The organism is Lentzea sp. NPDC020367 (genome assembly GCF_044387305.1).
Classification (GTDB): domain Bacteria; phylum Actinomycetota; class Actinomycetes; order Mycobacteriales; family Pseudonocardiaceae; genus Lentzea.
This window is the reverse complement of sequence record NZ_JBIRVV010000021.1, coordinates 64,142-88,511: the sequence shown is the minus strand read 5'-3', so window position 1 is coordinate 88,511 and position 24,370 is coordinate 64,142. Positions and strand designations below refer to the sequence as shown.

Annotated in this window: 20 protein-coding genes; 9 read left to right on the top strand and 11 right to left on the bottom strand. The window is 70.2% G+C overall.

Annotated features, from left to right (window positions below):
* Window positions 1-113: 113 nt before the first annotated feature.
* The 3 genes from ACH413_RS43760 to ACH413_RS43750 all read right to left on the bottom strand — a co-directional run bounded on the left by ACH413_RS43760 (window position 114) and on the right by ACH413_RS43750 (window position 3,048).
* Window positions 114-740: a response regulator transcription factor gene (locus tag ACH413_RS43760; RefSeq protein WP_360039096.1), complete on the bottom strand. Its 627-nt coding sequence runs from the start codon at window positions 738-740 to the stop codon at window positions 114-116.
* Complete coding sequence (locus ACH413_RS43755; RefSeq protein WP_360039098.1) at window positions 737-1,753, bottom strand: histidine kinase; 1,017 nt, start codon at window positions 1,751-1,753, stop codon at window positions 737-739. Before ACH413_RS43755 ends, ACH413_RS43760 begins: the two co-directional genes overlap by 4 nt.
* Before the next feature lie 68 nt (window positions 1,754-1,821).
* Window positions 1,822-3,048 carry an aspartate aminotransferase family protein gene (locus ACH413_RS43750; protein WP_360039100.1) on the bottom strand — a complete coding sequence of 409 codons (1,227 nt, stop codon included), beginning with the start codon at window positions 3,046-3,048 and terminating at the stop codon, window positions 1,822-1,824.
* Between the two features lie 78 nt (window positions 3,049-3,126).
* On the opposite strand from ACH413_RS43750, the gene ACH413_RS43745 reads away from it, so the two are divergent.
* The 7 genes from ACH413_RS43745 to ACH413_RS43715 all read left to right on the top strand — a co-directional run bounded on the left by ACH413_RS43745 (window position 3,127) and on the right by ACH413_RS43715 (window position 11,947).
* Window positions 3,127-3,996 (top strand): LysR family transcriptional regulator, encoded by an 870-nt coding sequence (locus ACH413_RS43745; RefSeq protein WP_360039102.1) that lies wholly within the window; start codon window positions 3,127-3,129, stop codon window positions 3,994-3,996.
* Between the two features lie 2 nt (window positions 3,997-3,998).
* Window positions 3,999-4,982, top strand: a complete 984-nt coding sequence (locus tag ACH413_RS43740; RefSeq protein WP_360039105.1) for a LacI family DNA-binding transcriptional regulator — start codon at window positions 3,999-4,001, stop codon at window positions 4,980-4,982.
* 89 nt (window positions 4,983-5,071) lie between these two features.
* A complete protein-coding gene (locus ACH413_RS43735) occupies window positions 5,072-6,355 on the top strand; it encodes an extracellular solute-binding protein (RefSeq protein WP_360039108.1) in 1,284 nt (427 codons plus the stop codon).
* The gene (locus ACH413_RS43730) at window positions 6,352-7,242 is read left to right on the top strand and encodes a sugar ABC transporter permease (RefSeq protein ID WP_360039111.1); all 891 of its coding nucleotides are present in this window, start codon (window positions 6,352-6,354) and stop codon (window positions 7,240-7,242) included. The genes ACH413_RS43735 and ACH413_RS43730 overlap by 4 nt, the downstream gene beginning before the upstream one ends.
* Complete coding sequence (locus tag ACH413_RS43725) at window positions 7,239-8,066, top strand: carbohydrate ABC transporter permease (RefSeq protein ID WP_360039114.1); 828 nt, start codon at window positions 7,239-7,241, stop codon at window positions 8,064-8,066. The genes ACH413_RS43730 and ACH413_RS43725 overlap by 4 nt, the downstream gene beginning before the upstream one ends.
* 5 nt (window positions 8,067-8,071) lie before the next feature.
* Complete coding sequence (locus ACH413_RS43720) at window positions 8,072-10,897, top strand: glycoside hydrolase family 2 TIM barrel-domain containing protein (RefSeq protein WP_360039117.1); 2,826 nt, start codon at window positions 8,072-8,074, stop codon at window positions 10,895-10,897.
* 45 nt (window positions 10,898-10,942) lie between these two features.
* Window positions 10,943-11,947: an LLM class flavin-dependent oxidoreductase gene (locus tag ACH413_RS43715; RefSeq protein ID WP_360039120.1), complete on the top strand. Its 1,005-nt coding sequence runs from the start codon at window positions 10,943-10,945 to the stop codon at window positions 11,945-11,947.
* 131 nt (window positions 11,948-12,078) lie between these two features.
* Here the strand turns inward: ACH413_RS43715 and ACH413_RS43710 are convergent, their stop codons facing one another.
* Window positions 12,079-13,371: a lanthionine synthetase LanC family protein gene (locus tag ACH413_RS43710; protein ID WP_360039123.1), complete on the bottom strand. Its 1,293-nt coding sequence runs from the start codon at window positions 13,369-13,371 to the stop codon at window positions 12,079-12,081.
* A gap of 23 nt (window positions 13,372-13,394) precedes the next feature.
* Here ACH413_RS43710 and ACH413_RS43705 point away from each other — a divergent pair, with 23 nt between their 5' ends.
* Together ACH413_RS43705 and ACH413_RS43700 are read left to right on the top strand one after the other, a co-directional pair.
* Window positions 13,395-14,246 (top strand): aminoglycoside phosphotransferase family protein, encoded by an 852-nt coding sequence (locus tag ACH413_RS43705; RefSeq protein WP_360039126.1) that lies wholly within the window; start codon window positions 13,395-13,397, stop codon window positions 14,244-14,246.
* A 30-nt stretch (window positions 14,247-14,276) separates the two neighbouring features.
* Window positions 14,277-17,315, top strand: a complete 3,039-nt coding sequence (locus ACH413_RS43700) for a BTAD domain-containing putative transcriptional regulator (protein WP_360039129.1) — start codon at window positions 14,277-14,279, stop codon at window positions 17,313-17,315.
* A 24-nt stretch (window positions 17,316-17,339) separates the two neighbouring features.
* On the opposite strand, the gene ACH413_RS43695 is transcribed toward ACH413_RS43700, so the two are convergent.
* The 7 genes from ACH413_RS43695 to ACH413_RS43665 form a co-directional block, all read right to left on the bottom strand.
* Window positions 17,340-18,113, bottom strand: a complete 774-nt coding sequence (locus ACH413_RS43695; RefSeq protein ID WP_360039132.1) for an ABC transporter permease — start codon at window positions 18,111-18,113, stop codon at window positions 17,340-17,342.
* Entirely contained in the window at window positions 18,110-19,060 is a 951-nt protein-coding gene (locus ACH413_RS43690) for an ATP-binding cassette domain-containing protein (RefSeq protein WP_360039135.1), read from the bottom strand. Before ACH413_RS43690 ends, ACH413_RS43695 begins: the two co-directional genes overlap by 4 nt.
* 68 nt (window positions 19,061-19,128) lie before the next feature.
* Window positions 19,129-20,250 carry an aminotransferase class I/II-fold pyridoxal phosphate-dependent enzyme gene (locus ACH413_RS43685; protein WP_360039138.1) on the bottom strand — a complete coding sequence of 374 codons (1,122 nt, stop codon included), beginning with the start codon at window positions 20,248-20,250 and terminating at the stop codon, window positions 19,129-19,131.
* A 15-nt stretch (window positions 20,251-20,265) separates the two neighbouring features.
* Window positions 20,266-20,709 (bottom strand): helix-turn-helix domain-containing protein, encoded by a 444-nt coding sequence (locus tag ACH413_RS43680; RefSeq protein ID WP_360039140.1) that lies wholly within the window; start codon window positions 20,707-20,709, stop codon window positions 20,266-20,268.
* On the bottom strand, window positions 20,706-21,647 hold the full coding sequence (locus tag ACH413_RS43675; RefSeq protein ID WP_360039143.1) for an LLM class F420-dependent oxidoreductase: 942 nt from the start codon (window positions 21,645-21,647) through the stop codon (window positions 20,706-20,708). The genes ACH413_RS43680 and ACH413_RS43675 overlap by 4 nt, the downstream gene beginning before the upstream one ends.
* Window positions 21,644-22,741 carry an acyl-CoA dehydrogenase family protein gene (locus ACH413_RS43670; protein WP_360039146.1) on the bottom strand — a complete coding sequence of 366 codons (1,098 nt, stop codon included), beginning with the start codon at window positions 22,739-22,741 and terminating at the stop codon, window positions 21,644-21,646. The genes ACH413_RS43675 and ACH413_RS43670 overlap by 4 nt, the downstream gene beginning before the upstream one ends.
* Before the next feature lie 78 nt (window positions 22,742-22,819).
* A complete protein-coding gene (locus tag ACH413_RS43665) occupies window positions 22,820-24,301 on the bottom strand; it encodes an alpha/beta hydrolase (protein ID WP_360039149.1) in 1,482 nt (493 codons plus the stop codon).
* Window positions 24,302-24,370 lie beyond the last annotated feature (69 nt).

Genomic DNA, 24,370 nt, shown 5'->3' with positions numbered 1-24,370 from the left:
ATCCGTTGTGGACGAGCCTGCTGGCGGAGCGGGTGCCTCAGGATCGGCCGCGAAGCCGCAAGATCATGGCCGTCGGGACAGCCACTGACCGAAGACTGGCCATCCGGCCATGGTCAGCTGGCCACCACGTGCGCGCGGAACGCCCACGCGACGATCTCGACGCGGTTGCGCGCACCGACCTTCGTCTGCACGGACGCCAGATACGCCTTGACCGACGACACGGAGACCTTCATCGCGGCGGCGATCTCGTTGTTGCTCAGGCCCTGGGCGACGCGCCGCACGACGTCGAGCTCGCGTTCGTTCAGCACGCCCGCGTCGGCGCTCGCGACCGGCGGCACCGACCGTCGCAACACCCGCAGCACGACCTGGGGCGACACGAGCACGTCGCCGCGCGCCGCCGACCTGACCGCCTCTGCCAGCAGTCCAGGGCTCGCGTCCTTGGTGAGGAACCCGCACGCGCCGAGGTCCAGCGCCTTGTTCAGCACCTCGTCGCTGTCGAACGTCGTCACGACCACGACACGGGTGTGCAGCGCGAGCTGCCGCGTCACCTCCAGCCCGTCGAGGCCGGGCATCCGCACGTCCACCAGGCACACCCGCGGCTCCAGCTCACGAGCGCGCTGGACGGCGCTGATCCCGTCCGCCACGTCCGCGACCACGGTGATGTCGGGCTGCGCCTCCAGGATCAGCCGGAACCCGGCCCGCACCATGTCCTGGTCCTCGGCGATGAGCACGGAGATCACGCGCGCACCTCGCGCGGCAGCTCGGCGGTGACCAGCCAGCCCTCCCCGGTGGAACCCGCGAAGAACCGCCCGCCGAGCTCCTGCACCCGTTCCCGCATGCCCACCAGCCCGAACCCGCCCGACTGCGCCGGTCTCACCGTTCCGTTGTCCACAACGGACAGCAGCACGGCCTCCTCGGTGAGCCGCACCTCCACCTCCACGCTCGTGGCGTCGAAGGCGTGCTTGCGGACGTTGGTCAACGCCTCCTGCACCAGCCGCAGCACCGACCGCCCCAGCTCCGGCCGCACGTCCTCGGCCAGCTCGATGGTCGTGCGCACCGGCAGTCCCGACCGCTCCGCGAGCCGGTGCAGGTCGGCGGTGAGATCGCTGGTCGCGGTCGCGGCTCCGTTGTCCCGCAACGTCCTGACCATCGCGCTCATCGCCCCCAACGCCTCCGTGCCGCCCTCGACGATGCCGGGCAGCATCGCGCAGGCCTTGTCCTTGTCCTGCACGGCCACCACGAGCGCGGCCTGCGCCTGCACCAGCATGCCCGTGACGTGGTGCGCCACCACGTCGTGCAACTCCCGTGCCATGTCCAGGCGTTCGTCGCGCCGCGCCTGGTCCTCGGCCGCCGCCGTCAGCGCCGCCCGCGATCGTTCCCGCATCCGCAACAGGAGCCCGGCGGCGACGGTGACGATCATCAGCATCAGCATCAGCTGAACGGCGTCCGCGCGGGAGAACGAGATGTGGGGACGGTAGAAAGCGGCGTGTTCGAGGACGAGCACGAGCGCCACGATCGACGGTATGGCCACGAGCAGACGTGTCCGCCACGCGTGCACGAACACGAGGACGAGCACGACCGCCGTCTCGACGATCGTGTACGACGGGTCGTCGAACCGCGTCTGGCCGACGCCGGGGCCGCTGATCAGGTGCAGTGCCCGGTCGAAACCGATGATCCGGCCGGTGGCTCCGAACACGGCGGCGCACACGACGACGGTGGCGATGATCATCGGCCGGCTGCGTTGTTCCCCCACGCCCGCGATCGTACGAGCAGGGCCTGTCACCTGCCTCGACCTTCCAGCCGAGGCAGGTGGCCAAGTGGTCAGGCCGAGCCGATGGCCTCGTCCAGGATGCCCAGGCCCATCGCCAGCTCCTCCTCCGACGCCGTGAGCGCGGGCGCGATCCGGAAAACCCCGCCCATCCCCGGGATCTGCACGATGTTCATGTGCAACCCCAGTTCCAGGCACTTCTGCGTGATCGGTGCCGACAGCGACTCGTCCGCGATCTCCAGCCCGACCAGCAGCCCGCGCCCGCGCACGTCCGACACGAGCGAGTGGCGCGAGGCGATGTCGTCGAGCCCGTTGCGCAGGAACGCCCCGAGCTTCGCGGCCCGCTCGTCCAGCCGTTCCTCGATCAGCACGTCCAGCACGGTGTTGCCCACGGCGGCGACCAGCGGGTCGGAGACGTGGGTGGTGAAGAACAGGTAGTCGCGGGCGTGCGCCTCCGCCTCGATCTCCGCCGAGGTGATCACGGCGGCCAGCGGCAGCCCGGCGCCGAGGGTTTTCGACAACGTCAGGATGTCCGGCACCACGCCGTCGCGCTCGAACGCGTACCAGTTGCCCGTGCGGCACAGCCCGGTCTGCGCCTCGTCCATGATCAGCAGCATCCCGCGCTCACGGCACTTCGCGGACAACGCGGCGAAGTAGCCCGGTGGCGGTTCGAGGATCCCGCCCGAGCTCAGGATCGGCTCGACGATGCACGCCGCCAGCGAGCCCACGGACTGCGCGTCGATCAGGTCGAACGCCAGGTCGAGCTGCGCCTGCCAGTCGCCGGACGGCGCCGGGATCGCGAAGTTGCCGGGCGTGGCGGGGCCGTAGCCCTTGCGGCCCGCGCTGTAGGTCGCGGCGGCCGCGGCGGCGGTCATGCCGTGCCACGAGCGGGCGAACGCCACCACCTCGTGCTTGCCGGTGACGAGCTTGGCCATGCGCAGCGCGGCCTCGTTCGACTCGGCGCCGGTGGTGAGCAGCTGCACCTTGGACAACGACTCCGGCAGCGTGTCGGAGAGTCTGCGGGCCAGGTCGACCACCGGGCGGCTGAGCATGCCGCTGAACAGGTGGTCGAGGTTCGCGATCTGCCGCTGCACGGTCTCGACGATGCGCGGGTGTGAGTGGCCGAGGATCGCGCTCATCTGCCCGGACGTGAAGTCCAGGATCCGGCGGCCGTCCTCGGTGAACAGGAAACTCCCCGACGCGCTGTCGATGATCTCGCGCGTGAACGTGCCGCCGTAGCGGACGAGGTGGCGGTCGACGTCGTCCCAGAAGGTGTCCATGGGAGAAAACGCTACGAGCGGGTGAGCATCAGGTCCATCTCACAATTCCACGCTCGCTGTTCGGAAATACTGCACAGCATGACGCTGAACCCGTGGCGCCTGCGCCTGCTCAGCCAGCTCGACGCGCTGGGCACCGTGCGGGCCGTGGCGCAGGCCGCGAACCTGAGTGCCTCGAGCGTGTCGCAGCAGCTCGCGGTGCTCGAGAGCGAGACGCGCACCCAGCTGATCGAACGGACCGGGCGGCGCGTCCGGCTCACGTCGGCCGGGCACATCCTGGCGAGGCGGGCGCGGTCGATCCTCGACCAGATGGACGCCGTCGAGGCCGAGCTCAGAGGCCTGAGCCAGGAGCCGTCGGGTCTCATCCGGCTGGGCGCGTTCCAGAGCTCGATCCACACCCTGGCCGTGCCCGCGATCCAACGGCTCGACCACCCTCACCTCGACGTCGAGATCGTCGAGCTGGAACCGCACGCCAGCATGCCCGCGCTGCTCGCCGGCGAGGTCGACGTGATCATCACGACCACCGACTTCGTGGAGTTGCCCGTGCCGAGGGACATCGACGTGGTGCCACTCGGCGAGGACCCGATCGTGCTGGTCACACCACCGAACCATCCCGCGGCGGACATCTCGGCGTGCAAGGACGAACCGTGGACGTTCGACATCCCGGGCTCGTACATGGCGAAGCTCGCGACGCGGCTGTGCCGGCAGGCGGGGTTCGAGCCGAGGGTGGTCGGGCGGTTCAGCAACTACATGCTCACGCTCAAGCACGTCGAGGCCGGGCTGGCGGTCGCGGTGCTGCCCGCACTGGCCGTCGACCGGCGGTTCGACGTGGTCACCAGGGAGCTGCCGGTGACGAGAAGGATCACCGCCGCCGTGCGCCGCGACTCGCGCGCCGCGATCACCGTGGTGCTCGACGCCCTGCATACTCGGTCGCAGTCGGACGAGAGGTGATCATGAGCAAGCGCGTCACGATCAACGACGTCGCGCGGGTCGCCGGGGTCTCGCGCCAGACGGTGTCGCGGGCGCTCAACGACAAGGGCGAGATCGACGCCGGCACCAAGCAGCGCGTTCTCGACGCGGCGCGGGAGCTGGGCTATCGGCCGAGCCGGTTCGCCCGCGGCCTGGTGCGGCAGGACAGCACCACGATCGGCCTGGTCATCCCCGACCTGCTCAACCCGTTCTTCACCGAGGTCGCGGCCGGGGCGCTGGAGGCGGCGCGGGCCCGCGGCTGGCACGTGATCGTCTACGACACGGCCGACAGCATCACCGAGGAGCGCGGCACGCTCGAAGTCGTCGTGGCGCAGGTGGACGCCGTGGTCGGCTACTTCAGCCTGGACGAGGCCGAACTCGACCGGCACCTCGGCGGCATGCCCGCGGTCCTGATAGGCCGTGACCACCGCTCGCCGCGCTTCAGTTCGATCCGCATCGACGGCGAGAAGGGCGTGCACGAGGCCGTCGACCACCTCGTCGCCGCAGGTCACCGCAGGATCGGCATGCTCGACCACGCCGGACGCGCCGAACCGAGCTTGCGCCGTGACTGGTTCACCGACGCGATGGACGAGCACGGGCTGCACGCTCCCGTCGTCGGCAACGCCGTGCAGTCGGCCGACGGTGGCGCGGAGGCGTTGAACGAACTGCTCGAGCAGCATCCCGACCTCACCGCGGTGTTCACCTACAACGACATCATCGCCATGGGCGCGCTCAAGGCCGCCCGCAGGCTCGGCAAGGCGGTGCCCGGCGACCTCGCGGTGATCGGCTTCGACGGGCTGCAGCTCGGCACGGTCGTCGATCCGGCGCTCACGAGCGTCGCGCTCGACACCCGCCGGATCGGCGCGCTCGCGATAGCGCAGGCCGGGCGGCTGGTCGCGGGCGAACCGTCGTTGCCCGACGAAGAACTGCTGGTCAGCGCCGTTCTGTTAGTGCGCGAATCTGCCTGACCCTTGACAGGGTCACCCGTTCAGCTCATCATTCGCGGCAATCCGTGAACGCTCACGGGAGCGTTCACGGGCTCTCCGGAGGGTCCCCGATGACGTTGACTCGACGCAGGTTCCTGACCGGCGCGGCCGCACTCGGCGCCACCGCACTGGGCGCGACCGCCTGCACCAGCCCGACCACGGCCAACCCAGGCAAGATCACGCTCTGGTACTCCACGAACGGCCTGTCGGAGAAGGTGCTCGGCGAGGCCGTGCGGCGATTCCCCGCCCAGAACCTCACGCCGTCCAAGGTGAGCGGCGAACTGAACCGGCGGCTGCTCGCCGCGCTGTCCGGCGAGGCCTACCTGCCGGACATCACGATGCTCGGCGACGGCATCTCCACCTACTTCTCCGCCACGGACAGGTTCGCCGACCTCAACGCGCTCGGCGCGAAGCAGGACGAGGCGCACTACCTGCCGTGGAAGTGGCAGGCGGGCCGCAGCCCCGACGGGTTCCAGCTCGGTTTCCCGATCGACACCGGCCCGGCCGCGCTCTACTACCGGCACGACCTGTTCGCCGAGGCCGGCCTGCCGAGCGAACCGGACGCGGTGGCCGCCGCACTGTCCACTTGGGACGACTACTTCGAGTTCGCGAAGCGGGTCAAGGAGAAGCTGCCCGGCCGGTACCTGATCACCGACACGAAGATGGTGTTCACGTACTCACTCGCGCAGGAGAAGCAGAAGTACCTCGACCGGCAGAACCGCTACCTCGAGGACCAGTCGCAGGTGCGGCGGGCCTGGGACCGCGCGGTCAAGGCGTTCCAGCAGGGACTGACCGCGGGCTACGCGGGTTCGGCCACCGGTGAGGGCGTCGACCGGCGCGCGGCCTGGACCAACGGCAAGGAGGTCGCGTTCGTCAACGCCTCCTGGATCACCGGCAACCTCAAGCAGTCCGCGCCGGGCACGTCCGGCCAGTGGCACGTCTGCCAGGCGCCCGGCGGTCCCGGCAACCAGGGCGGGTCGTTCCTCGCGATCACGAGGTACTGCCCCGATCCGCAGGGCGCCTACGAGGTCGTGAAGTGGCTGATGTCGCCGGAGAACCAGGCGACGACCTACCTGGAACTCGGCCTCTTCCCGTCCAGCCCGGCCGTCTACTCCGACCCGAAGGTGCTGGCGGCCGAGGAGTTCTTCGGCGGACAGGCCACGATCCAGGTGTTCGGCGAGATCGCGGAGAAGGTCCAGCCCGTCTACTTCTCGCCGTGGGACATCACGATCTCCGACACCTACACCGACGAGCTGACCAACGTCGAGAGCGCCGGCAAGGACCCGGAACAGGCCTGGCAGGACGCCAGGACGGCGGTCGAACGGCTGCTGCGCCGGCAGGGGGTGCTCGCGTGAACCGCAGGTGGAAGTACCTCCCGCAGTACCTGGCCATCGCGCCGTTCTTCGTGCTGTTCGCGATCTTCGGCGTCTACCCCGTCGGGTACTCGCTGTGGCTGTCGTTGCAGCGCTGGAACGGCGTCAGCGAGATGAAGTTCGTCGGGCTGGAGAACTTCGCGTTCCTGCTCACCGACACCGCGTTCTGGGACGCGATCGGCAACACCCTGATCATCTGGGTGATGTCGACGATCCCGATGCTGGTGCTGTCGATGCTCGTCGCTTTGGGGCTCAACTCCTCGGTGCGCCACAAGGGTTTCCTGCGAGTGGCCTACTTCCTGCCCAACGTCACGTCGATCGTGGCGATGTCGCTGGTGTTCGGCTCGTTCTTCTCCAGCGAGTTCGGTGTCCTGAACTGGTTCCTGGGCCTGATCGGCGTGGACCCGGTGCAGTGGCTCACCGATCCCTGGGCGATCCGGACCGCCATCTCGGTGATGATCATCTGGCGCTGGACGGGCTACAACGCGATCATCCTGCTGGCCGGCCTGCAGGCACTCCCCCAGGACGTCTACGAGGCCGCGAAGCTCGACGGCGCCGGCCCGGTGCAGACGTTCTTCCGCGTCACGCTTCCGTTGCTGCGCCCGGTGATCCTGTTCTCCGTCGTGATGTCGGCGATCGGCGGCCTGCAGATCTTCACCGAGTCGCAGATCCTGCTCGGCGACCGCGGCGGACCCGAGGGCGCGGGCATGACGATGGTCCTCTACTTCTACAACACCGCGTTCGCGGACAACGACTTCGGCTACGGCGCCGCCATCGCGTGGGGCATCTTCGTGGTCGTGGTGCTGTTCTCGATCCTCAACTGGCGGCTCGTGCAGCGCCCGGCCCGCGTGAACGGAGGCGACAAGTGAACCGGACGAAACCCGGCACCCTCCTCACCTACGGCGCGTTGGTGGTCGGTGCGCTGATCACGCTGTTCCCCTACTACCAGCTCGCGGTGATGGCCTCGAACACCACCGCGGACATCTACTCGTCGCCGCCGAAGTTCTGGTTCGGCGGGCATCTCGCCGAGAACATCGGCGAGGTGTTCGCGAAGGTCGACTTCTTCGGGTCGGTGCTCAACACGCTGGTCGTGGCGATCGCGATCACGGTGCTGGTGCTGTTCTTCGACTCGCTGGCGGCCTTCACGTTCGCCAAGTACGACTTCCCCGGTAGCAACGTCCTCTTCGGAATCCTGCTGGCGACGTTCGTGGTGCCGACGCAGCTCTCGGCGATCCCGCAGTTCGACCTGATGGCGAAGTTCGGGCTCGTCGGCAGCCTGAACGCGCTGATCATCCCGGCGGCGGCCAACGCGTTCGGCATCTTCTGGATGCGCCAGTACGCCCGCGGCGCCATCGCGGACGAGTTGCTGGAGGCCGCTCGGGTCGACGGCGCGGGCTTCTTCCGCACCTACCTGTCGGTCGGCCTCCCGGTGCTGCGGCCCGCGCTGGCGTTCCTCGGCATCTTCACGTTCGTCAACGCGTGGAACGACTACCTGTGGCCGCTGGTCGTGCTGATCGACTCGAACCACGTGACGCTCCAGGTGGCGCTGGCGCAGCTCAACGGCCTGTACCTGCAGGACTACGCCGTCGTGATGGCCGGGACGCTGGTGGCGATCGTGCCGCTGGTGATCGTGTTCCTGATCGGCGCGCGCCACTTCATCCGCAACATCGCCGCCGGCGCAGTGAAGGGCTGAAACACTTGTCCTACCTCGAGGAAATGGGTCCCGGCACCGGTTCTCTGCCGCCGCGTGCGTTCTTCACCTCGGACGCGGCCTCGTTGTCGCTGGACGGGACCTGGAGCTTCCGTCTCGACGAAGGCGACTGGGGCACCATCACCGTGCCAGGGCACTGGCAACTGCAGGGGCACGGGTCGCCCGCGTACACGAACGTGCGCTACCCGTTCCCGGTCGAGCCGCCGTTCGTGCCCTCCGACAACCCCACCGGCGACTACCGGCTGACTTTCGACCTGCCGACGGACTGGCCGGACGAACCGGCGGCGCTGCGCTTCGACGGCATCGACTCGTGCGGACTGGTCTGCCTCAACGACGTCGAACTGGGGGTCACCCGCGGCAGCAGGTTGCCCTCGGAGTTCGAAGTGGGGCACCTGCTCCGCCCTTCCGGGAACGTGCTGACCGTGCGCGTGCACCAGTGGTCGGCCGGCAGCTACCTCGAAGACCAGGACATGTGGTGGATGTCCGGGATCTTCCGTTCGGTCGCGCTGCTGTCGCGGCCACGCGGTGGTGTCGCCGACTACGAGATCCACGCCGCGTACGACCACGTCACCGGGTCAGGGACACTGTCGGTCGAGGGCGGCCTGCTCTCCGTGCCGGAGCTGGAGGTGACCGATCTCCTGCCGGGGCAGTCGTTCTCGCTGCCCGTCGAACCGTGGAGCGCGGAGAGCCCCCGGCTGTACGACGGGGTCGTGCACACCGAGGTCGAACGCGTGCCGGTGCGGATCGGGTTCCGGACGGTCGCGATCGAGGACGGTGTGCTGAAGGTCAACGGCACCCGGATCGTGTTCCGGGGCGTCAACCGGCACGAGCACCACCCCCGGTCCGGCCGCGCCATGCCACGGGAGGTCGCGTTGCAGGACGTGCTGCTCATGAAGCGGCACAACGTCAACGCCGTGCGCACCAGCCACTACCCGCCGGACCCGTACTTCCTGTCGCTGTGCGACGAGTACGGGCTGTGGGTGATCGACGAGTGCGACCTGGAGACGCACGGGTTCGGCGAACTGGGCTGGGCCGGCAATCCCAGCGACGACCCGCGCTGGGCCGAGTCCTATGTGGACCGGATGCGCCGGATGGTCGAGCGGGACAAGAACCACCCGTCGATCGTGCTGTGGTCGCTGGGCAACGAGTCGCACACCGGCCGCAACCTGGCGGCGATGGCGTCGTGGACCCGTGACCGTGACCCGTCGCGGCCGGTGCACTACGAGGGCGACCATGCCTGCGAGTACGTCGACGTCTACAGCCGCATGTACGCCTCGCACCAGGAGGTTGACCAGATCGGACGCGAGCACACGCACGGGCTGCCGTTCGTGCTGTGCGAGTTCGCGCACGCCATGGGCAACGGGCCGGGCGGGATGCTCGAGTACCGCGAGCTCTTCGAGCGCTACCAGCACGTTCAGGGCGGGTTCATCTGGGAGTGGATCGACCACGGCCTGGAGAGCGACGGGCACTTCGCGTACGGCGGCGACTTCGGCGAACCGCTGCACGACGGCAACTTCGTGATCGACGGGCTGGTGTTCCCGGACCGGACGCCGTCGCCGGGCCTGCTGGAGTTCGCCAAGGTCTTCGAGCCGGTGCGGATCACGGGCAGCGAGGCCGGGATCCGGATCGAGAGCCTCTACGACCACATCGGGCTGGACCACCTGCGGTTCGACTGGGTGTACGAGGACGACGGGGTGGAGGTCGCCTCAGGCACGCTGGAGGTGGCCGAGGGGAACTCGACGGACCCCGCGCAGGCCGACGCCTCGCTCACCCGCGCCACTGCCCCTGCCCACGCTCCCGCCACTGCTCCCGCAGACACGGCCCCCGGCCACCACCTCGACCTGCCACTCCCGCCACTCCCCCTGGTGTCGGGCGAGGGCTGGCTGACCGTCCGCGCCTCCCTGGCCGCCCCCACCACCTGGGCCGACGCGGGCCACGTCATCGCCTGGGGCCAAGTCCCCGTCTCCCCGGCCGCCCCCTCCTCCCCGGCCACCGGCACCGAACCCCTCCACCTCGGCGGCACCCTCACACTCGGCCCCGGCGAGTTCGACCCGGTCACCGGCCGGCTGACCACACTCGGCGACCTCACCCTCGACGGCCCCCGCCTGGACCTCTGGCGTGCCCCCACCGACAACGACCGCGGTTCCGACCACCCCGACGAACGGGCGTGGCGCGCGGCGGGCCTGCACCGGCTTCAGCACCGGGTCGTGGAGATCGTCCACGGGCCCGGGTTGCTCGTGCGCACCCGTGTCGCGCCTCCGGCCTGGGGCTTCGGCATGCTCGCCGACTACCACTGGACCGCGGACGGCGACCGTCTGCGGCTCCAGGTCAACGTCACCCCCGACGGCGAGTGGCCGTGCACGCTTCCTCGTCTCGGCCTGCGCCTGGCACTGCCGGGCGCGGACGCCGTCGAGTGGTTCGGCACGGGCCCCGGCGAGGCGTACACGGACAGCCGCCAGGCCGCCCGCGTCGGCCGGTTCTCCTCCACCGTGGACGCGCTCCAGACGCCGTACGTGTTCCCGCAGGAGAACGGCAACCGCGCCGACGCCCGCTGGCTGCGGATCGGCGGCGTGCAGATCCAGGGCGAGCCGGTGTTCGACTTCACCGCCCGCCGCTGGACCAGCGAGGACCTCGACGCCGCACGGCACACGTCCGACCTGAAGCCCAGCGATCGCGTGCACCTGAACCTCGACCTCGCCCAGCACGGCCTGGGCACGGCGTCGTGCGGGCCGGGCGTGCTGCCGCAGTACCGGCTGCACGCGCGGAAGGCGTCGTTCGCGGTCACGTTCGTTCCAGAATCTGGACGTAGTTGAGACGTCACCTAAACTGGGAGGGAGACCTGGATCGAGGAGGGTTCCGTGCCGCGGAAGTCAGAGCCGTTGCGAAAGCTGGGTTTTCTCACCATCGGCCTGTTCGACGAGAACGACCCGGGAGCGGGCCACCGGTCCACGCTCGACGTCATCGTGCTCGGCGAGGAGCTCGGGTTCGACAGCGCGTGGGTGCGGCACCGGCACCTGCAGTTCGGCATCTCGTCGCCGGTCGCGGTCCTGGCCGCCGCCACCCAGCGGACCAGCCGGATCCAGCTCGGCACCGCGGTCATCCCACTGGGCTGGGAGAACCCGCTGCGGCTCGCCGAGGACCTGGCCACGGTCGACGTGCTGTCCGGCGGCAGGCTGAATCCCGGCATCAGCGTCGGGCCTCCGATGCACTACGACGACGTCAAGCACGCGCTCTACCCGGAGACCGCGGACGTCGAGAACTTCAGCTACGACCGCGTGCAACGGCTGCTGGACTTCGTCGGCGGCGAGAAGGTCGCGTCGTTCAGCGGCGTCGAGGGCATCGAGGTCTGGTCGGACCGCGTCCAGCCGCACGCCCAGGGCCTGCGCGACCGGATCTGGTACGGCGGCGGCAGCCTGCGCTCGGCGAAGTGGGCGGGCGAGCACGGCCTGAACCTGCTGACCAGCAACGTGGCCCAGTCCGAACTGTCCGAGGACTTCGCCGAGACCCAGCTGTCGCACATCAAGACATTCCGCGAGCACGGCGGCAACCGCGTGTCCCAGGGCCTCGTGGTGATCCCGACCGACTCGGCCACCGCCGAGCAGCGCGCGAAGTACGAGGCCTACGTCGAGGGACGCGCGGCGCGCGCCGGCAAGACGTTCGGCCCGCGCAAGTACATGTTCGCCCCCGACATCATCGGCACGTCCGCCGAGATCGCCGAGCAGCTTCACGCGCACCTCGGGTTCCAGGAGGTCGACGAGGTCGCGTTCGCGCTGCCGTTCAGCTTCGCCCACGAGGACTACGTGCAGATCCTCACCGACATCGCCACGAAGCTGGGCCCGGAACTGGGCTGGTCACCCGCCTAGGGCCTGTGTCGAAGTCCGGTTCGATGAGAGTCGAGCTTGAGGTGGTTCCTGGTGGTGCGGCCGGACGGCCCGCGTACCGGTGTTGTACGTGGGCCGTCCGGCCGTGCCGCCAGGGGCCGCCTCGGGCCCGGCTATCGCGGATCAGACTTCGACACAGGCCCTAGCGCCCACCAGGTGTCCATCCGCGGCACCGACGTCAGGTCGCCCTGTTCCACGCGGCCCGCGTGGAACAGGAATCCGGCGATGCCCGCCGCGCCCTGCATCCAGCCGATGCCGGGCGGCAGCAACGGGTCGTCGTTGCGGTGTTCGGTGAACCGCCAGCACACGCCCGCGCCATCCGGGATCGCCCGCTCCACGATCACGTCCGCCAGGTGGAGCGCGAAGTCCGTGTGCTGTCCCGAGTCGAGCAGCACGTCGCCGACGCCCGCCGTGCCGCAGCACAGGCCGTCGTTGTCCCAGAATCCCGGGTACCTCCGTTCGGGCAGGCCGGAGACGCGAACGCTGTGCAGGCACCGGCGACGCCACTCGCCGACGTCCACGCCGGCCACCTCGGACACACCCGCGTGCCGCAACGCCGGCCACAGCAGCGAGGTGCCGGTCGGGCCGTGGCACCAGCCGTAGGAGAACCGTTCCAGTTCCTCGAGCTGTGGAAGGCGCATCGGGACGCGGAAACCCCCGTCGGAGGTGTCCGCCAGCGTCACCAGGTGCGCGGCGCCGGCGGTGGCGGCCTCGACGAGGTCCGGGCGCTCGAACTCCGCACCGGCCAGGGCCAACGCCGCCGCGATGCCCGACAGGCCGTGCGAGAAGTTCGGCATCTCCCTTTGCACGACGCAGAACCGCACCGGCACCGCACGCCAGTTCAGCCCGCCGGGTGCCTCCTCCCGTTCGGCCAGCAGGATCTCGGCCGCGACGCCGGCGAGCTTCTCCGCACCCTCCGCCCGGTGGCGCCGCGCCCACACCGCGCCGAGCAGCACCCCGGCCGTTCCCAGCGTCAGGTCGTGAGGGCGCGCGCCCTCCTGGTACCGCGGCGGGCTGTAGTACTCGTGCGCCCAGCCGTCCGGTGTGGACAGTTCGAGCAGCTTGGTGACGGCCGCGCAGGAGCCGGGAGCGTCCAGCGCGGTCAGCACCCCGATCGCGCTGACCAGTCCGCCGAAGAACGACCAGTCCGTCGCCGTGTCGATGCCCGCACGCACCTGCTCCGCGACGGCGTCGGCCAGCCGTCGTTCCTCGGCGGTCCACTCGCGGACCTGACGGATCTCCGCCAGCGTGTGCGCCAGCCCGCCGACACCGGCGTACATGCCGTCGCGGTCCTCCGGATCCAGTTCCTCGCCCACGGCCGCCGGAATCGACACGACGTCGTCGTAGCGCACCTGATCCAGCACCCATCGCCAAGCAGCCTCGGCGGTCCCCCGGTACGTCCCCATGCTCGATCATTACATTGGCGGAGGTGATCGTGCAGCGAATCCTCGAGGCCGCCGGGCTCACCGGCGCGACGACCAGACCGTTGGGCGGCGGCACCTACAACTCGGTGTTCCGCGTCTCGGCGCGCGAGGGCGACTTCGTGCTGAAGGTGTCGCCGGGCGACCAGCCGGGACTGACCTACGAGCGGCACCTGATGCGGACCGAGGCGATGTTCTGCACGCTCGGTTCCAAGGTCGCGCCGGTGCCGGAGGTCGTCTACGCGGACGACACGGCGCTGCTGGCCACCTGCCTGCCGGGCGAGCCGGTGTTCGGCCGGTCCGACGTCGACCGCCCGCTGCTCCGCCGTCAGCTGGGACGAACCGTGAGAGCGCTGCACGAGGTGACGGGCCCCGGCTTCGGCTATCCACAACTGGGCCTGCACGCGACGTGGACCGAGGCGTTCTTCGGGATGTTCGACGCGGTGCGAGCCGACGCCCAGCGCTACGGCGTGCCGCTCCCGGCCGCTGATCTGCACCGGCACGCCAAGGCTTTCGACGAGGTGGAACGGCCCGCGCTGGTGCACTTCGACCTGTGGGACGGCAACGTCCTCGCCGACACCGGGCTCACCGGACTCGTCGACGGCGAGCGCGCTTTCTGGGGCGACCCGGTCGCGGAGTTCGTGTCGCTCGCGCTGTTCGGGTCCATCGAGGACGACGAGGACCTCCTGCGGGGCTACGGCTTCGAGTTCACCGGCTCCGCACGCCTGCGGCTGGCCGCCTACCAGGCCTATCTCTACTCGATCATGCTCGTCGAACGGGTGCCGCGCGGCAGCACCGACGAGGGGTTGGAGAGCATGATCACCGGCGCGCTGAGGCGCGCACTCGGCGTTCTCGCCTGATCGCCGCACATGATCTGGGAAGCTTGACCTGTGCGTGTGGCATTGCTGGGGCCGACGAGCGTCGAGGCCGACGACGGCACACCGGTCGACATCGGTGGTGCCCGCGTTCGCATGCTCGTGGCCCGCCTCGCGCTCGACCCCGGCCGGGCCGTGCCGACGACCACGCTGATCGACGACCTGTGGGGCGAGCAGCCGCCCGCCGACGCCGTGAACGCCCTGCAGTCGCTCGTGTCGAGGCTGCGCAAGGTCTGTCCCGTCGCGCTGGAGCCGGGCGGGTACCGGCTGGGCGTCGCGACCGAGGACGTCGACGTGTTCCGGTTCGAACGGCTGCGCGCCGCCGGGCGGCTGGACGAGGCGCTCGGGCTGTGGCGTGGTGACGCACTGGCCGACGTGCGGGACGCTCCGTTCGCCGCGCCCACCGCCGCCCGTCTCGAAGAGGCACGCCTCTCCGCGGAGGAAGACCGGTTCAAGACCGGCGAGCTGGACGTCGCCGCGCTGACGGCGATGCACGAGAAGCACCCGTTGCGGGAACGGCTGGCCGGGCTGTTGATGCGGGCGTTGTGCGCGCAGGGCAGGCAGTCCGACGCCTTGCACGTCTACGCGGAGGTTCGCGGCCGGCTCGCCGACGAACTGGGCGTGGACCCGTCGCAGGAGTTGCAGGACGTCCATCTCGCGGCCCTGCGCGGCGAACTCGGGCCGCGGGCGGTCGTCGACCGGTTGCCGGTGCGGCTCACCAGCTTCGTCGGGCGCGACGACGAACTCGCGGAGATCTCCGGGCTGCTCGGTCAGGTCCGGCTGGTCACGCTGGTCGGGCCGGGCGGCGCGGGCAAGACGCGGCTCGCCACTGAGATCGCGGCGCGGCATCCGTTGCACGGCAAGGGACGCGTGTGGTTCGCGGCGCTCGCCGGCATCCGGGAGGCGGAGGACCTGCCGGGCGTGGTGCTCAAGGCGTTCGAGCTGCGGATGGGCGGCGACCCGATGCGCCGGCCCAACGAGGGCATGGACCGCATCGCCGAGGTGCTCGGCGCCGGCGAGTCGTTGCTGGTGCTGGACAACTGCGAGCACCTGATCGGGGCGGCCGCGGAGTTCACCACCCAGCTGCTGCGCCGGGTGCCGAACCTCAAGGTCGTCGCGACCAGCCGGGAACCGCTCGCGATCGACGGCGAGTCGCTGTGCCCGATCGGCCCGCTGTCGGTGCCGAACGGGCAGGCGGACGTGGCAGGGTTCGGCTCGGTGCGGCTGTTCCTCGACCGGGCGGAGGCGGTCAAGCCGGGCTTCCGGCTTGACGAGTCCACTGTGGACGACGTGCGGATGGTCTGCCGCAGGCTCGACGGCATGCCGCTGGCACTGGAACTGGCGGCCGCCCGGTTGCGGTCCATGACGATCCGGCAGATCACCCAGCGCCTGGACGACCGGTTCCGGCTGCTCACCTCGGGCAGCCGCACCGCGCTGCCCCGCCAGCGCACGTTGCGCGCGGTCGTGGAGTGGAGCTGGGACCTGCTGACCGAGGACGAACTCGTGCTCGCCCGCAGACTTGCGGTGTTCCCGGCGGGCGCCGACCTCGCGGCGATCGAGGCGGTCTGCGGCGAGGACGCGCTGTACGTGCTGACGTCGCTGGTCGAGAAGTCCATTGTGGACGTGATCGAGCTCGACGGCGAGGCGCGGTACCGGATGCTGGAGACGATCCGGGTGTACGCGGACGAGCAGCTCGACGCGTCCGGGGAGAAGCTGGAGTTCGTCGGCAGGTTCCGGCGCTACTACCGGGACCTGACCGTGCGCTGGGAGCCGTTCGTGCGCACCGGGCGGCAGATCGAGGCGATCAAGGTCTACCAGGCCGAGCAGGACAACGTCGTGGCCGCGCTGCGCGGGGCGATCGACGACCGCGAGGCCGGCCTGGCGGCGGACCTGCTCGGCGGGGTGTTCTGGTACTGGCTGATCAAGGGCGACAACGAGCGTTCGGAACGGTCGGTGCGCGAGGTGCTGGCGCTGGCCGACGACCTGCCGGCCGACGTCGTCGCCACCTTCCGGGCGATGCGGATGATCATGTCCGCGATCCCCGGCCTGCCGGAACCGATGGAGGCCTCGCAGGTCATCGAGGACTGCGTGAACACCGGCGCCACCCAGAAGTACCCGTCACTCGCGATCGCACTGCCGATGCTCGCGTTCCTGAGCCAGAACAAGGAACTGGCCCGCCGCGAGGTGCACCGCGCCGCGGCGAGCGAGGACGCGTGGGCGCGGGCGGGTGCCGACTGGGCGATGAGCTTCATCCTCACCGAGGACGGCGATCTCGCGGGTGCAGAACAGGCCCGCGACCGCGCGTACGACCAGTTCACGGCCGTGGGCGACCGGTGGGGTTCGGCGATGACGCTCGGCATGAAGGCCGCGTTCATCTCGCACACCGGCGACAACCTGGCCGCGATCGCGCTGTACCAGCAGGGGCTGGAGGTGGCGCGGGAGCTGGGATCGGCGGAGGACGCCGTGCAGCAACGGTGGCGGCTCGCCGTGGAGTACGCCCGCTTCGGCGACAACGAAGCGGCCGCGCGCGAGGTGGCCGAGGCCGAGGAGTACGTCCACGACGCCGGCAACGACCAGCTGAACCTGATGATCGGCTACGCGAAGGCCGAGGTCATGCTGCGCTCGGACCGGACGGCGGAGGCGCGCGAGCTGAGCGCGCGGTTCCAGGAGGCCACCACGGTCGCGACCTCGCTCACCCCGTTCGTGACGGAGTGGTCGGCGATCCTGGATGCGCGCATCCTGCTCGCCGAGAACCGGCCGGACGAGGCGGAGGCGTTCGTGGCGGTCGCGGTCGGCACCACGTCGGAACGCGGTGACATGCCGGATCTCGCCGCGGTGACCGAACTGCTGGCCAGGGTCCGGCAGGCGCAGGGCAGGACCGCCGCGGCGACCGGGTTGCTCGCCCTGGCCCAGCTGATCCGCGGCCGGCTCGACATGGGCGACCCGGACGTGCGGCGGATGGTCGCGGAACTGGGCGAGCCGGAGCCGCTGACGATCACCAAGGCCGAGGCGCTGCGGCAGGTGCGCGAAGAGGTGGGCCTCAGCACCGGCTGAAGCCCACCCCGGTTCTCCGGACGGTCACACGCGCTTGCGGTAGGCCCACATCGCCAGCGGGAAGAACACGGCGACCGCGCCGGCCATCCAGATCAGCGAACCGGTGAGCGGCCCGGCGATCGCGCCGCCGTTGAGCAGCCCGCGCAGCGCGTCCGAGAGCAGACTGACGGGGCTGATGTCCGCCCACGCCTTGAGCCAGCCCGGCATCGTCGAGGTGCCGACGAACACGTTGCTGCCGAACGTCAACGGCATGATCAGCACGAACATGATGCCCTGCACGGCCTGCGGGGTCTTGAGCAGCATGCCCACGAACACCGACGCCCAGCAGAAGCACAGTCCGAAGAGGATCGTCAGCGCCGCCGCGATCAGCAGTTCCGCCGGGCCGGTCTGCACCCGGAAGCCCATGACCGTCGCGACCACCAGCAGCACGACGATGCACACGACGTACCGGACGATGTCCGCGAGCACCGCGCCGACCAACGGCGCCGAACGCGCGATCGGCATCGAGCGGAACCGGTCGAACACGCCCTTGGAGACGTCCGTGTTCATCTGCACGCCCGCGGTCATGCTGGCCTGCAGGATGTTCATCACCATGATGCCCGGCACGAGCATCTGCAGGTAGGCGTCCGTGTTGCCGGCGAGCGCGCCACCGAACAGGTACGTGAACATCACCAGGAAGATGATCGGTGCGAGCGTGACGTCCGCCAGCTGCTCCGGGTTCTTGCGGATCTTGAGGATTCCCCGCCAGGCCAGCGAGAAGCCGTGGCGCACTCCCCTGTCCAACGCGATCGTGCTCATACCAGGCTCCCCTCGTTCTGCTTGCCGGTGAGTGCGAGGAAGACCTCGTCGAGCGACGGCAGCCGCAACGCCAGTTCGTCGGCGGTGATGCCGGCGTCGTCGAGCTTGCGGACCAAAGTGGACAGCAGCACCGGGTCGTTCACCGGCGCCGTCAGCAGTCCCGTGTCGTCGTCGCGGGTCGGCCGCGTCCCGGTGAGGTCACCGAGAATCCGGTACACCACGTCGAGATCGCGCAACGACGTCGGCCGCACCTGCAGCGTCTGCCCGCCCACGCGCCGCTTCAGCTCGTCCGGCCTGCCCTCGGCCACGACCTTGCCGTGGTCGAACACGGTGATCGAGTCCGCGAGCTGGTCGGCCTCCTCCAGGTACTGCGTGGTGAGCAGGACCGTCACGCCGTTCGCGACGAGCTTGCGCACCACAGCCCACACCTCGTTGCGGGCGTGCGGGTCCAGCCCGGTGGTCGGCTCGTCCAGGTACAGCACGGACGGGTTGCCGACCAGGCTGGCCGCGAGGTCGAGCCGCCGGCGCATACCTCCCGAGTACGTCTTGGCCGCGCGCCCTGCGGCGTCGGTGAGCTCGAACTGCTCCAGCAGCTCCGCGGCCTTCGCCCGTGCCCCCGCACGGGAGAAGTCGAGGAGCCGGGCCAGCAGCACGAGGTTCTCCGTGCCGGACAGGTCCTCGTCCACCGACGCGTACTGCCCCGTCAGCCCGATCAGCGACCGGACCGCCCTCGGGTCCTTGAGCACGTCGTGCCCGTGGACCGTGGCGTGCCCCGCGTCCGGGCGCAGCAACGTCGCCAGCACCCGCACCGCCGTGGTCTTGCCCGCGCCGTTCGGCCCGAGCACCCCCACGACCTTCCCCTCAGGCACCTCGAGGTCGACGCCGTCCAGCGCTTTCGTCTCCCCGTAGTGCTTGACCAGGCCTTCTGCCCTGATCGCCAGCGCCATCGTTGGTCCCTCCCTGTGTCGGGAGGAACTGTGCGCCACCGCGCTGGCAGACCGCTGTCAGACCGCTGTCAGCTTCTGACGGCGGCCGCCATCCGCGTGACCGCCTCGGTGATGATCTCGGGCGAGGTGCCGATGTTGAGCCTGACGTGGCCCTCCCCACCGCTGCCGAACCCGGCGCCGGACATGAGGGCGACCCGTCCCCGTTCGACGAAGAAGGCGGCCGGGTCGTCGCTGATGGCCCGGCAGTCGAGCCACGCCAGGAAGGTCGCCTCGGAGGGCTCGTAGCCGATCTCGGGCAGGTGCTCGGTGAGCAGGTTCTTCAGGAGCTTCCGGTTCTCGTCCAGGCCTGCCAGCAGCGCGTCGAGCCACTCACCGCCGTGACGTAACGCGGCCGTGTGCGCGATCGTGCCGAAGTGGCTGGGCCCGTGGCTGACCTCTTCCGGCAGCTTCGTCAGCTCGTCGGTGTTCGCGACCGCGACCGCCGCGCGCATCGCCGCCAGGTTCCAGCCCTTCGACGCGGACATGAGCGACATCCCCTGGTCGTCGACGCTCAGGTACGGCACGAACTTCGTGCTCTGGGACACGAGCGGCGCGTGGATCTCGTCGGCGATCACGCGGACGCCGTACTTGCCGGCCAGTCCCGCGAGCGCGGTCAGTTCGTCGCGGGTGTGGACGGTGCCGGTCGGGTTCTGCGGATTGCACAGCAGGTACACCGGGTGGTCGGCTTTGACGTGCCGGAACGTCCGCTCCAGCACGGCCGGGTCGAGGCGTCCGTTCGTGAGCGGCGCCTCGATGACGGCCCGGCCCGTGCTCCGGACGAACAGGTAGAACGGCGGGTACACCGGCGGGCTGACGATCACGGGGTCGCCGGGCCCGGACACCAGCTTGATCAGCTCGACGATGCCGAGCATCACGTCGGACACGAGCGCGGTGCGTTCCACGGCGATCCCGTCCCAGCCCCAGCGCTCGCTCGCGAACGCCGCGAGCGCCTCGGGGTAGTCCGTGCCGGCCGGGTAGCCGGTGTCGCCGAGCTCGAGAGCGTCGATGATGGCCCGCTTGATCGGCTCAGCCGGGTCGACGTCCATCTCGGCCACCCACAGCGGCAGCACGTCGTCCGGGTACTCCCGCCACTTGACGCTCTTGCGCCGCCGCAACCGTTCCAAGGACACCTGGCTCAGCGGGTTCGGCATGTGCCCCAACGTAGGTCACCCGGGATGTGCCGTCACGTTGTGCGCGGTGATCTCCTCACCGCAGCACCGGCACGCGAGGAACGCGTCGGCGGGCTTGCCGCACGAGCTGTGTTCCAGCACGATCGGCGGGCCGTCCGGGTCCGGCACGTGCCGGTCGCCCCACTTCATGAGGATCACGATGGCGGGGAACAACTCCAGCCCCGCGTCGGTGAGCCGGTACTCCTCGCGGTCCTCCGCGTACGGCACGCGGTGCAGCAACCCGGCCTCGACCAGCGTCTTCAGCCGAGCGGACAACGTGGGCCGCGGCACGTTGAGGTTGCGGACGAACTGCCCGTACCTGCGGACGCCGAAGAACGCCTCGCGCAGGATCAGCAGCGTCCACTTCTCCCCCACGAGATCGAGCGCCCGCCCGACCGATTCGCCGCGGAACCGGCGGTCGAGTGCGTCGGAGTCGATCATCGGCGTCCCTTCGCCAGCAGTGGGGAGAGCGTGGTCAGCAGCCCGCGGCCCGCCGGATCCTCTGCCGTCGCCGGCACCAGGCCCACGTGCTCGGCGCCCGCGTCGAAGTACTCGTCCACGCGGCGGGCGATGTCCCTGGCCGAGCCGATCGCGCCCACCGCCTCGATGAGGTCCGTCGGGATGGCCTGGGCCAGTTCGGCACGCGGCCTGCCTGCTCTGGCCTGCTCGACCAGGGTGCCGTGGCCGAGTGCGGTGAACATCTCGCCGTAGCCGGGCGGGGACAGGTAGACGGAGAGCTGGGCGCGGAGCTGGTGGAGGGTGGCGGGGCCGGGGTCGAGGGCGGCGGGAATCCAGACGGCCAGCGGAGGCGGCACGCTCACCAACGCACTGACCTGCTTCTTCACCTCGGCGACGTGGCCTGCGCTCACCAGGTTGAGCACCACCTCGTCCCCCACCTCGGCCGCCACCCGAGTCATGGCCGGCCCGAACGCCGCCACCGAGATCGGCGTCCCGGGAACCGGTTGCTGCAACCGGAAACCGGCGACCCGGTTCCCGTCCAGGATCGCCCGCGTGTCCCGGACCGTCTCCCGCGTCCGCCGCACCGGCTCCCAGTCCCGGCCGTGCCACTCGGTCACGATCCGCGGACTCGAGGCCCCCAGAGCCAGCCCGGCCCGCCGCCCGGTCATCGCGACCACGGTGGACAGTCCCAGCGCCAGCGCGACCGGACTCCGCACCCCGACCGCGAGCGGCCCGATCTTCAACGAGATCGCCGACGTGCGCAGCCCGGCGGCCGTGGCCAGGGCGAACGCGTCGAACGTCGCCATCTCCCCGATCCACAACGTCCCGAACCCGGTCTCATCGGCGACGACGGCGATGTCCAGGGCCTCCGCGGGCGGCCGGTCGAGCCAGAACGGCGTGACCACCCCGACCGACGTCACAGCTGCTCCGTCCGCGCGGGCACCCCGAGCAGCACCTTGCCCGGCAGCTCGAAGGACGCGGTGTTGACCTGGAAGTGCGCGGAAGCCGTGTGCGCGTCCCGGAACCGCCGCTGAATCGCCGCCCCGTCGTAGATCGCGCCCCCACCGGCCAGGTCGTACAGCGTGGAGACGACCTCGCGAGCCGTCCGAGTCGCGTGCGTGGCGGCCAGCCGCACCCCGGCCCGTGCCTCGACCGGCACCGGCTCACCGCTCTGCGCCGCCTCCCAGGCCTCCGACACCGCCTCGTAGAAGTACGCGCGAGCAGCCTTCAGCGACGCCGAAGCCGACGCCACGGCGGACTGGGTCGAGCCACGTTCGGCCAGGGTGCGGCTCGACCCGAGCGGCTTGCGGCCGGCCAGCGCGACGAAGTCGTCCAAGGCGCCGAAAGCGTTGCCGAGTGCCGCGACCGCGACCGACGCGGCGAAGAAACCGAACACCGGGAAGCGGTACAGCGCGCCGTCCCGCAGCGGTCCGTCCAGAACGGACAGGATCCGCGAGTGCGGCACGAACACCTCCCGCGCCACGCAGTCGTGGCTGCCGGTGCCGCGCAACCCGGTGGTGTGCCAGGTGTCGAGCACCTCCAGCGACGACTTGGGCAGCGCGGCGACCCTCAGCGCGCCGTCGAGCACGAACCCGGCGAACAACCAGTCGGCGTGCCCGATCCCGGAGCAGAACGACCACTGCCCGGACACCACGACACCGCCGTCGGCCGCGACGCCACGCCCCTTCGGCGCCCACACCCCTGCCGGAACCGACCGAGGATCGCCGAACACCTCCTCGGCGCCCGATTCCGGCAGGTAGGCGGCCAGCAGGCCCGAGGTCGCCGCGATCGACACGCACCACCCGGCGGAGGCGTCACCCCGGGCGATGGTCTCGGCGAGGGCCAGCGTCTCGGCCGGTGCGAGTTCGGCCCCGCCCAGCGAACGCGGGACGCCCAGCCGGAACAGGCCCTGCTCGCGGATCGCCTCCACCAGTTCGGGAGCCAGCGTGCGGCCCGCCTCCGTCTTCGGCGCGACCTCTCGCGCCAGTTCGGTGACGGTCCGCACGTCGGCCACGACGCCTCCCAGTTCAGATTTCTTACCGGTTCAGTTTCCTTACCGTAGTCAGATCAGAACGGGAGGCGCAAGGATCTCTCAGGCGAACGGCGACTTGTCGATGCCGCACGTCTTCTGAACAGGCAGCACACCGGTGAACAGGTACTCCCGCTTCACCTTCTCCGCGCACGCGCTGCGCACGTACATGGAGGTGTGCCCGTACCCCTCGACGGTCAGGAACCCGGTGCGGGCCATCTCCGCCGCACCGTCACGAGCACCGTGCAGCGGCGTCGACGGGTCGTACCTGCTGTTGATGAACAGGATCGGCGCCGAGGTCCTGCGGTTCCACGGACCGGTGTAGCGGTCGTCGTCACGGCCCTGCCAGAACGCGCAGGCCATCATGTCGAACACCACCGCACGACCCCAGTACGGCACCCGTGCGTCCTCGCTCTTGCCGTACTTCGTGTACGCGGCCGGGTCGCGCGGGAAGTCGCTGTCCGAGCACTGGACGGCGTTGAAGCCCTCGAACCGGTTCGTGACGTAGTCCGCCGACGCCGTCAGCGAAGCAGGCGCCTCCCAGACCCCCTGCAGCACGCGAGCCGTGTCCTGCCAGGTTTCCGGCTGCGCCAGCGCGTCCCACACGAGACTGATCAGCGACACGCGGTCGAACCGCCCGTCCGGTGTGGTCACCGGAGACGCCGTCACCTTCGCGACGAGGTCCGCCCACTTCTGCTTCAGGTCTCCGCCCGCGAACGCGCACTGCGCACCGGGAGCGGCACACAGCTTCAGGAACTGGTCGAACGTCTCGGCCACACCGCGCGGCACGTCCTGGCGGGTGTCCAGCGGCACGGTCGTGCCCTGGTCACCGTGCCCGGTGGCGTTGCCGATGAAGTCGAGCGAGCCGTCGAACGCGAGCGCACGAACCTTGTCCGGGAACATGTTCGCGTAGATCGCGCCGAGGTGCGTGCCGTACGAGATGCCGTGATACGTCAGCTTCTGGTCGCCCACCGCCTTGCGCAGCAGGTCGAGATCGCGAGCCGTGTTCGCCGACGAGACGTGGTCCAGCAGGTCGCCGGACTTCTCCTCGCAGCGCCGGACGAACTCGCGATAGCTGTCGTAGAAGGCGGGTTCCTCCGCCGCGGTGTCCGGATACACCGGGATGGAGTTGAGGAACGACTGCTGCTCCTCGACGCTGTCGAAGCAGCGCACGGTCGCCGAACGGCCGATGCCGCGCGGATCCCACGACACCACGTCGAACCGCGCCCGCAGCTCAGGCGAGAACAGCCACTCCCACTTGCCACGACCCCGCAGTCTGTCCACACCGGACGCCCCGGGCCCGCCGAAGTTCACGAACAGCGAGCCGATCCGCTTCGACGGATCGGTCGCGGGCAGCCTGATCAGCGCCAGATCGATCTTCGAACCGTACGGCTGGTCGTAGTCCAGCGGGACCTTCGCGGTCGAGCACTGGAACCCGTCCTGGCAGTCCTGCCAGGACAACACGGGCGTCTGCGCCTCTTCCGCGGCGAGCGCGACCGGCGCCAGCCCGATGAGCAGCGCGGCCGTCAACAGTATTGATCTCAAATGTGCTCCCCAGGTTCGATCTCTCGGTCATGAAGACGCCAGGGAGATCAACCGGGTTGCCTGCCCGCG

What these genes read in the sequence shown, in the direction of transcription:
- ACH413_RS43750 (WP_360039100.1), bottom strand. Translation starts at nt 3,048, where the DNA reads ATGGACACCTTCTGGGACGACGTCGACCGCCACCTCGTCCGCTACGGC.
- ACH413_RS43745 (WP_360039102.1), top strand. Translation starts at nt 3,127, where the DNA reads ATGACGCTGAACCCGTGGCGCCTGCGCCTGCTCAGCCAGCTCGACGCG.
- ACH413_RS43740 (WP_360039105.1), top strand. Translation starts at nt 3,999, where the DNA reads ATGAGCAAGCGCGTCACGATCAACGACGTCGCGCGGGTCGCCGGGGTC.
- ACH413_RS43735 (WP_360039108.1), top strand. Translation starts at nt 5,072, where the DNA reads ATGACGTTGACTCGACGCAGGTTCCTGACCGGCGCGGCCGCACTCGGC.
- ACH413_RS43710 (WP_360039123.1), bottom strand. Translation starts at nt 13,371, where the DNA reads ATGGGGACGTACCGGGGGACCGCCGAGGCTGCTTGGCGATGGGTGCTG.
- ACH413_RS43695 (WP_360039132.1), bottom strand. Translation starts at nt 18,113, where the DNA reads ATGAGCACGATCGCGTTGGACAGGGGAGTGCGCCACGGCTTCTCGCTG.
- ACH413_RS43690 (WP_360039135.1), bottom strand. Translation starts at nt 19,060, where the DNA reads ATGGCGCTGGCGATCAGGGCAGAAGGCCTGGTCAAGCACTACGGGGAG.
- ACH413_RS43685 (WP_360039138.1), bottom strand. Translation starts at nt 20,250, where the DNA reads ATGCCGAACCCGCTGAGCCAGGTGTCCTTGGAACGGTTGCGGCGGCGC.
- ACH413_RS43680 (WP_360039140.1), bottom strand. Translation starts at nt 20,709, where the DNA reads ATGATCGACTCCGACGCACTCGACCGCCGGTTCCGCGGCGAATCGGTC.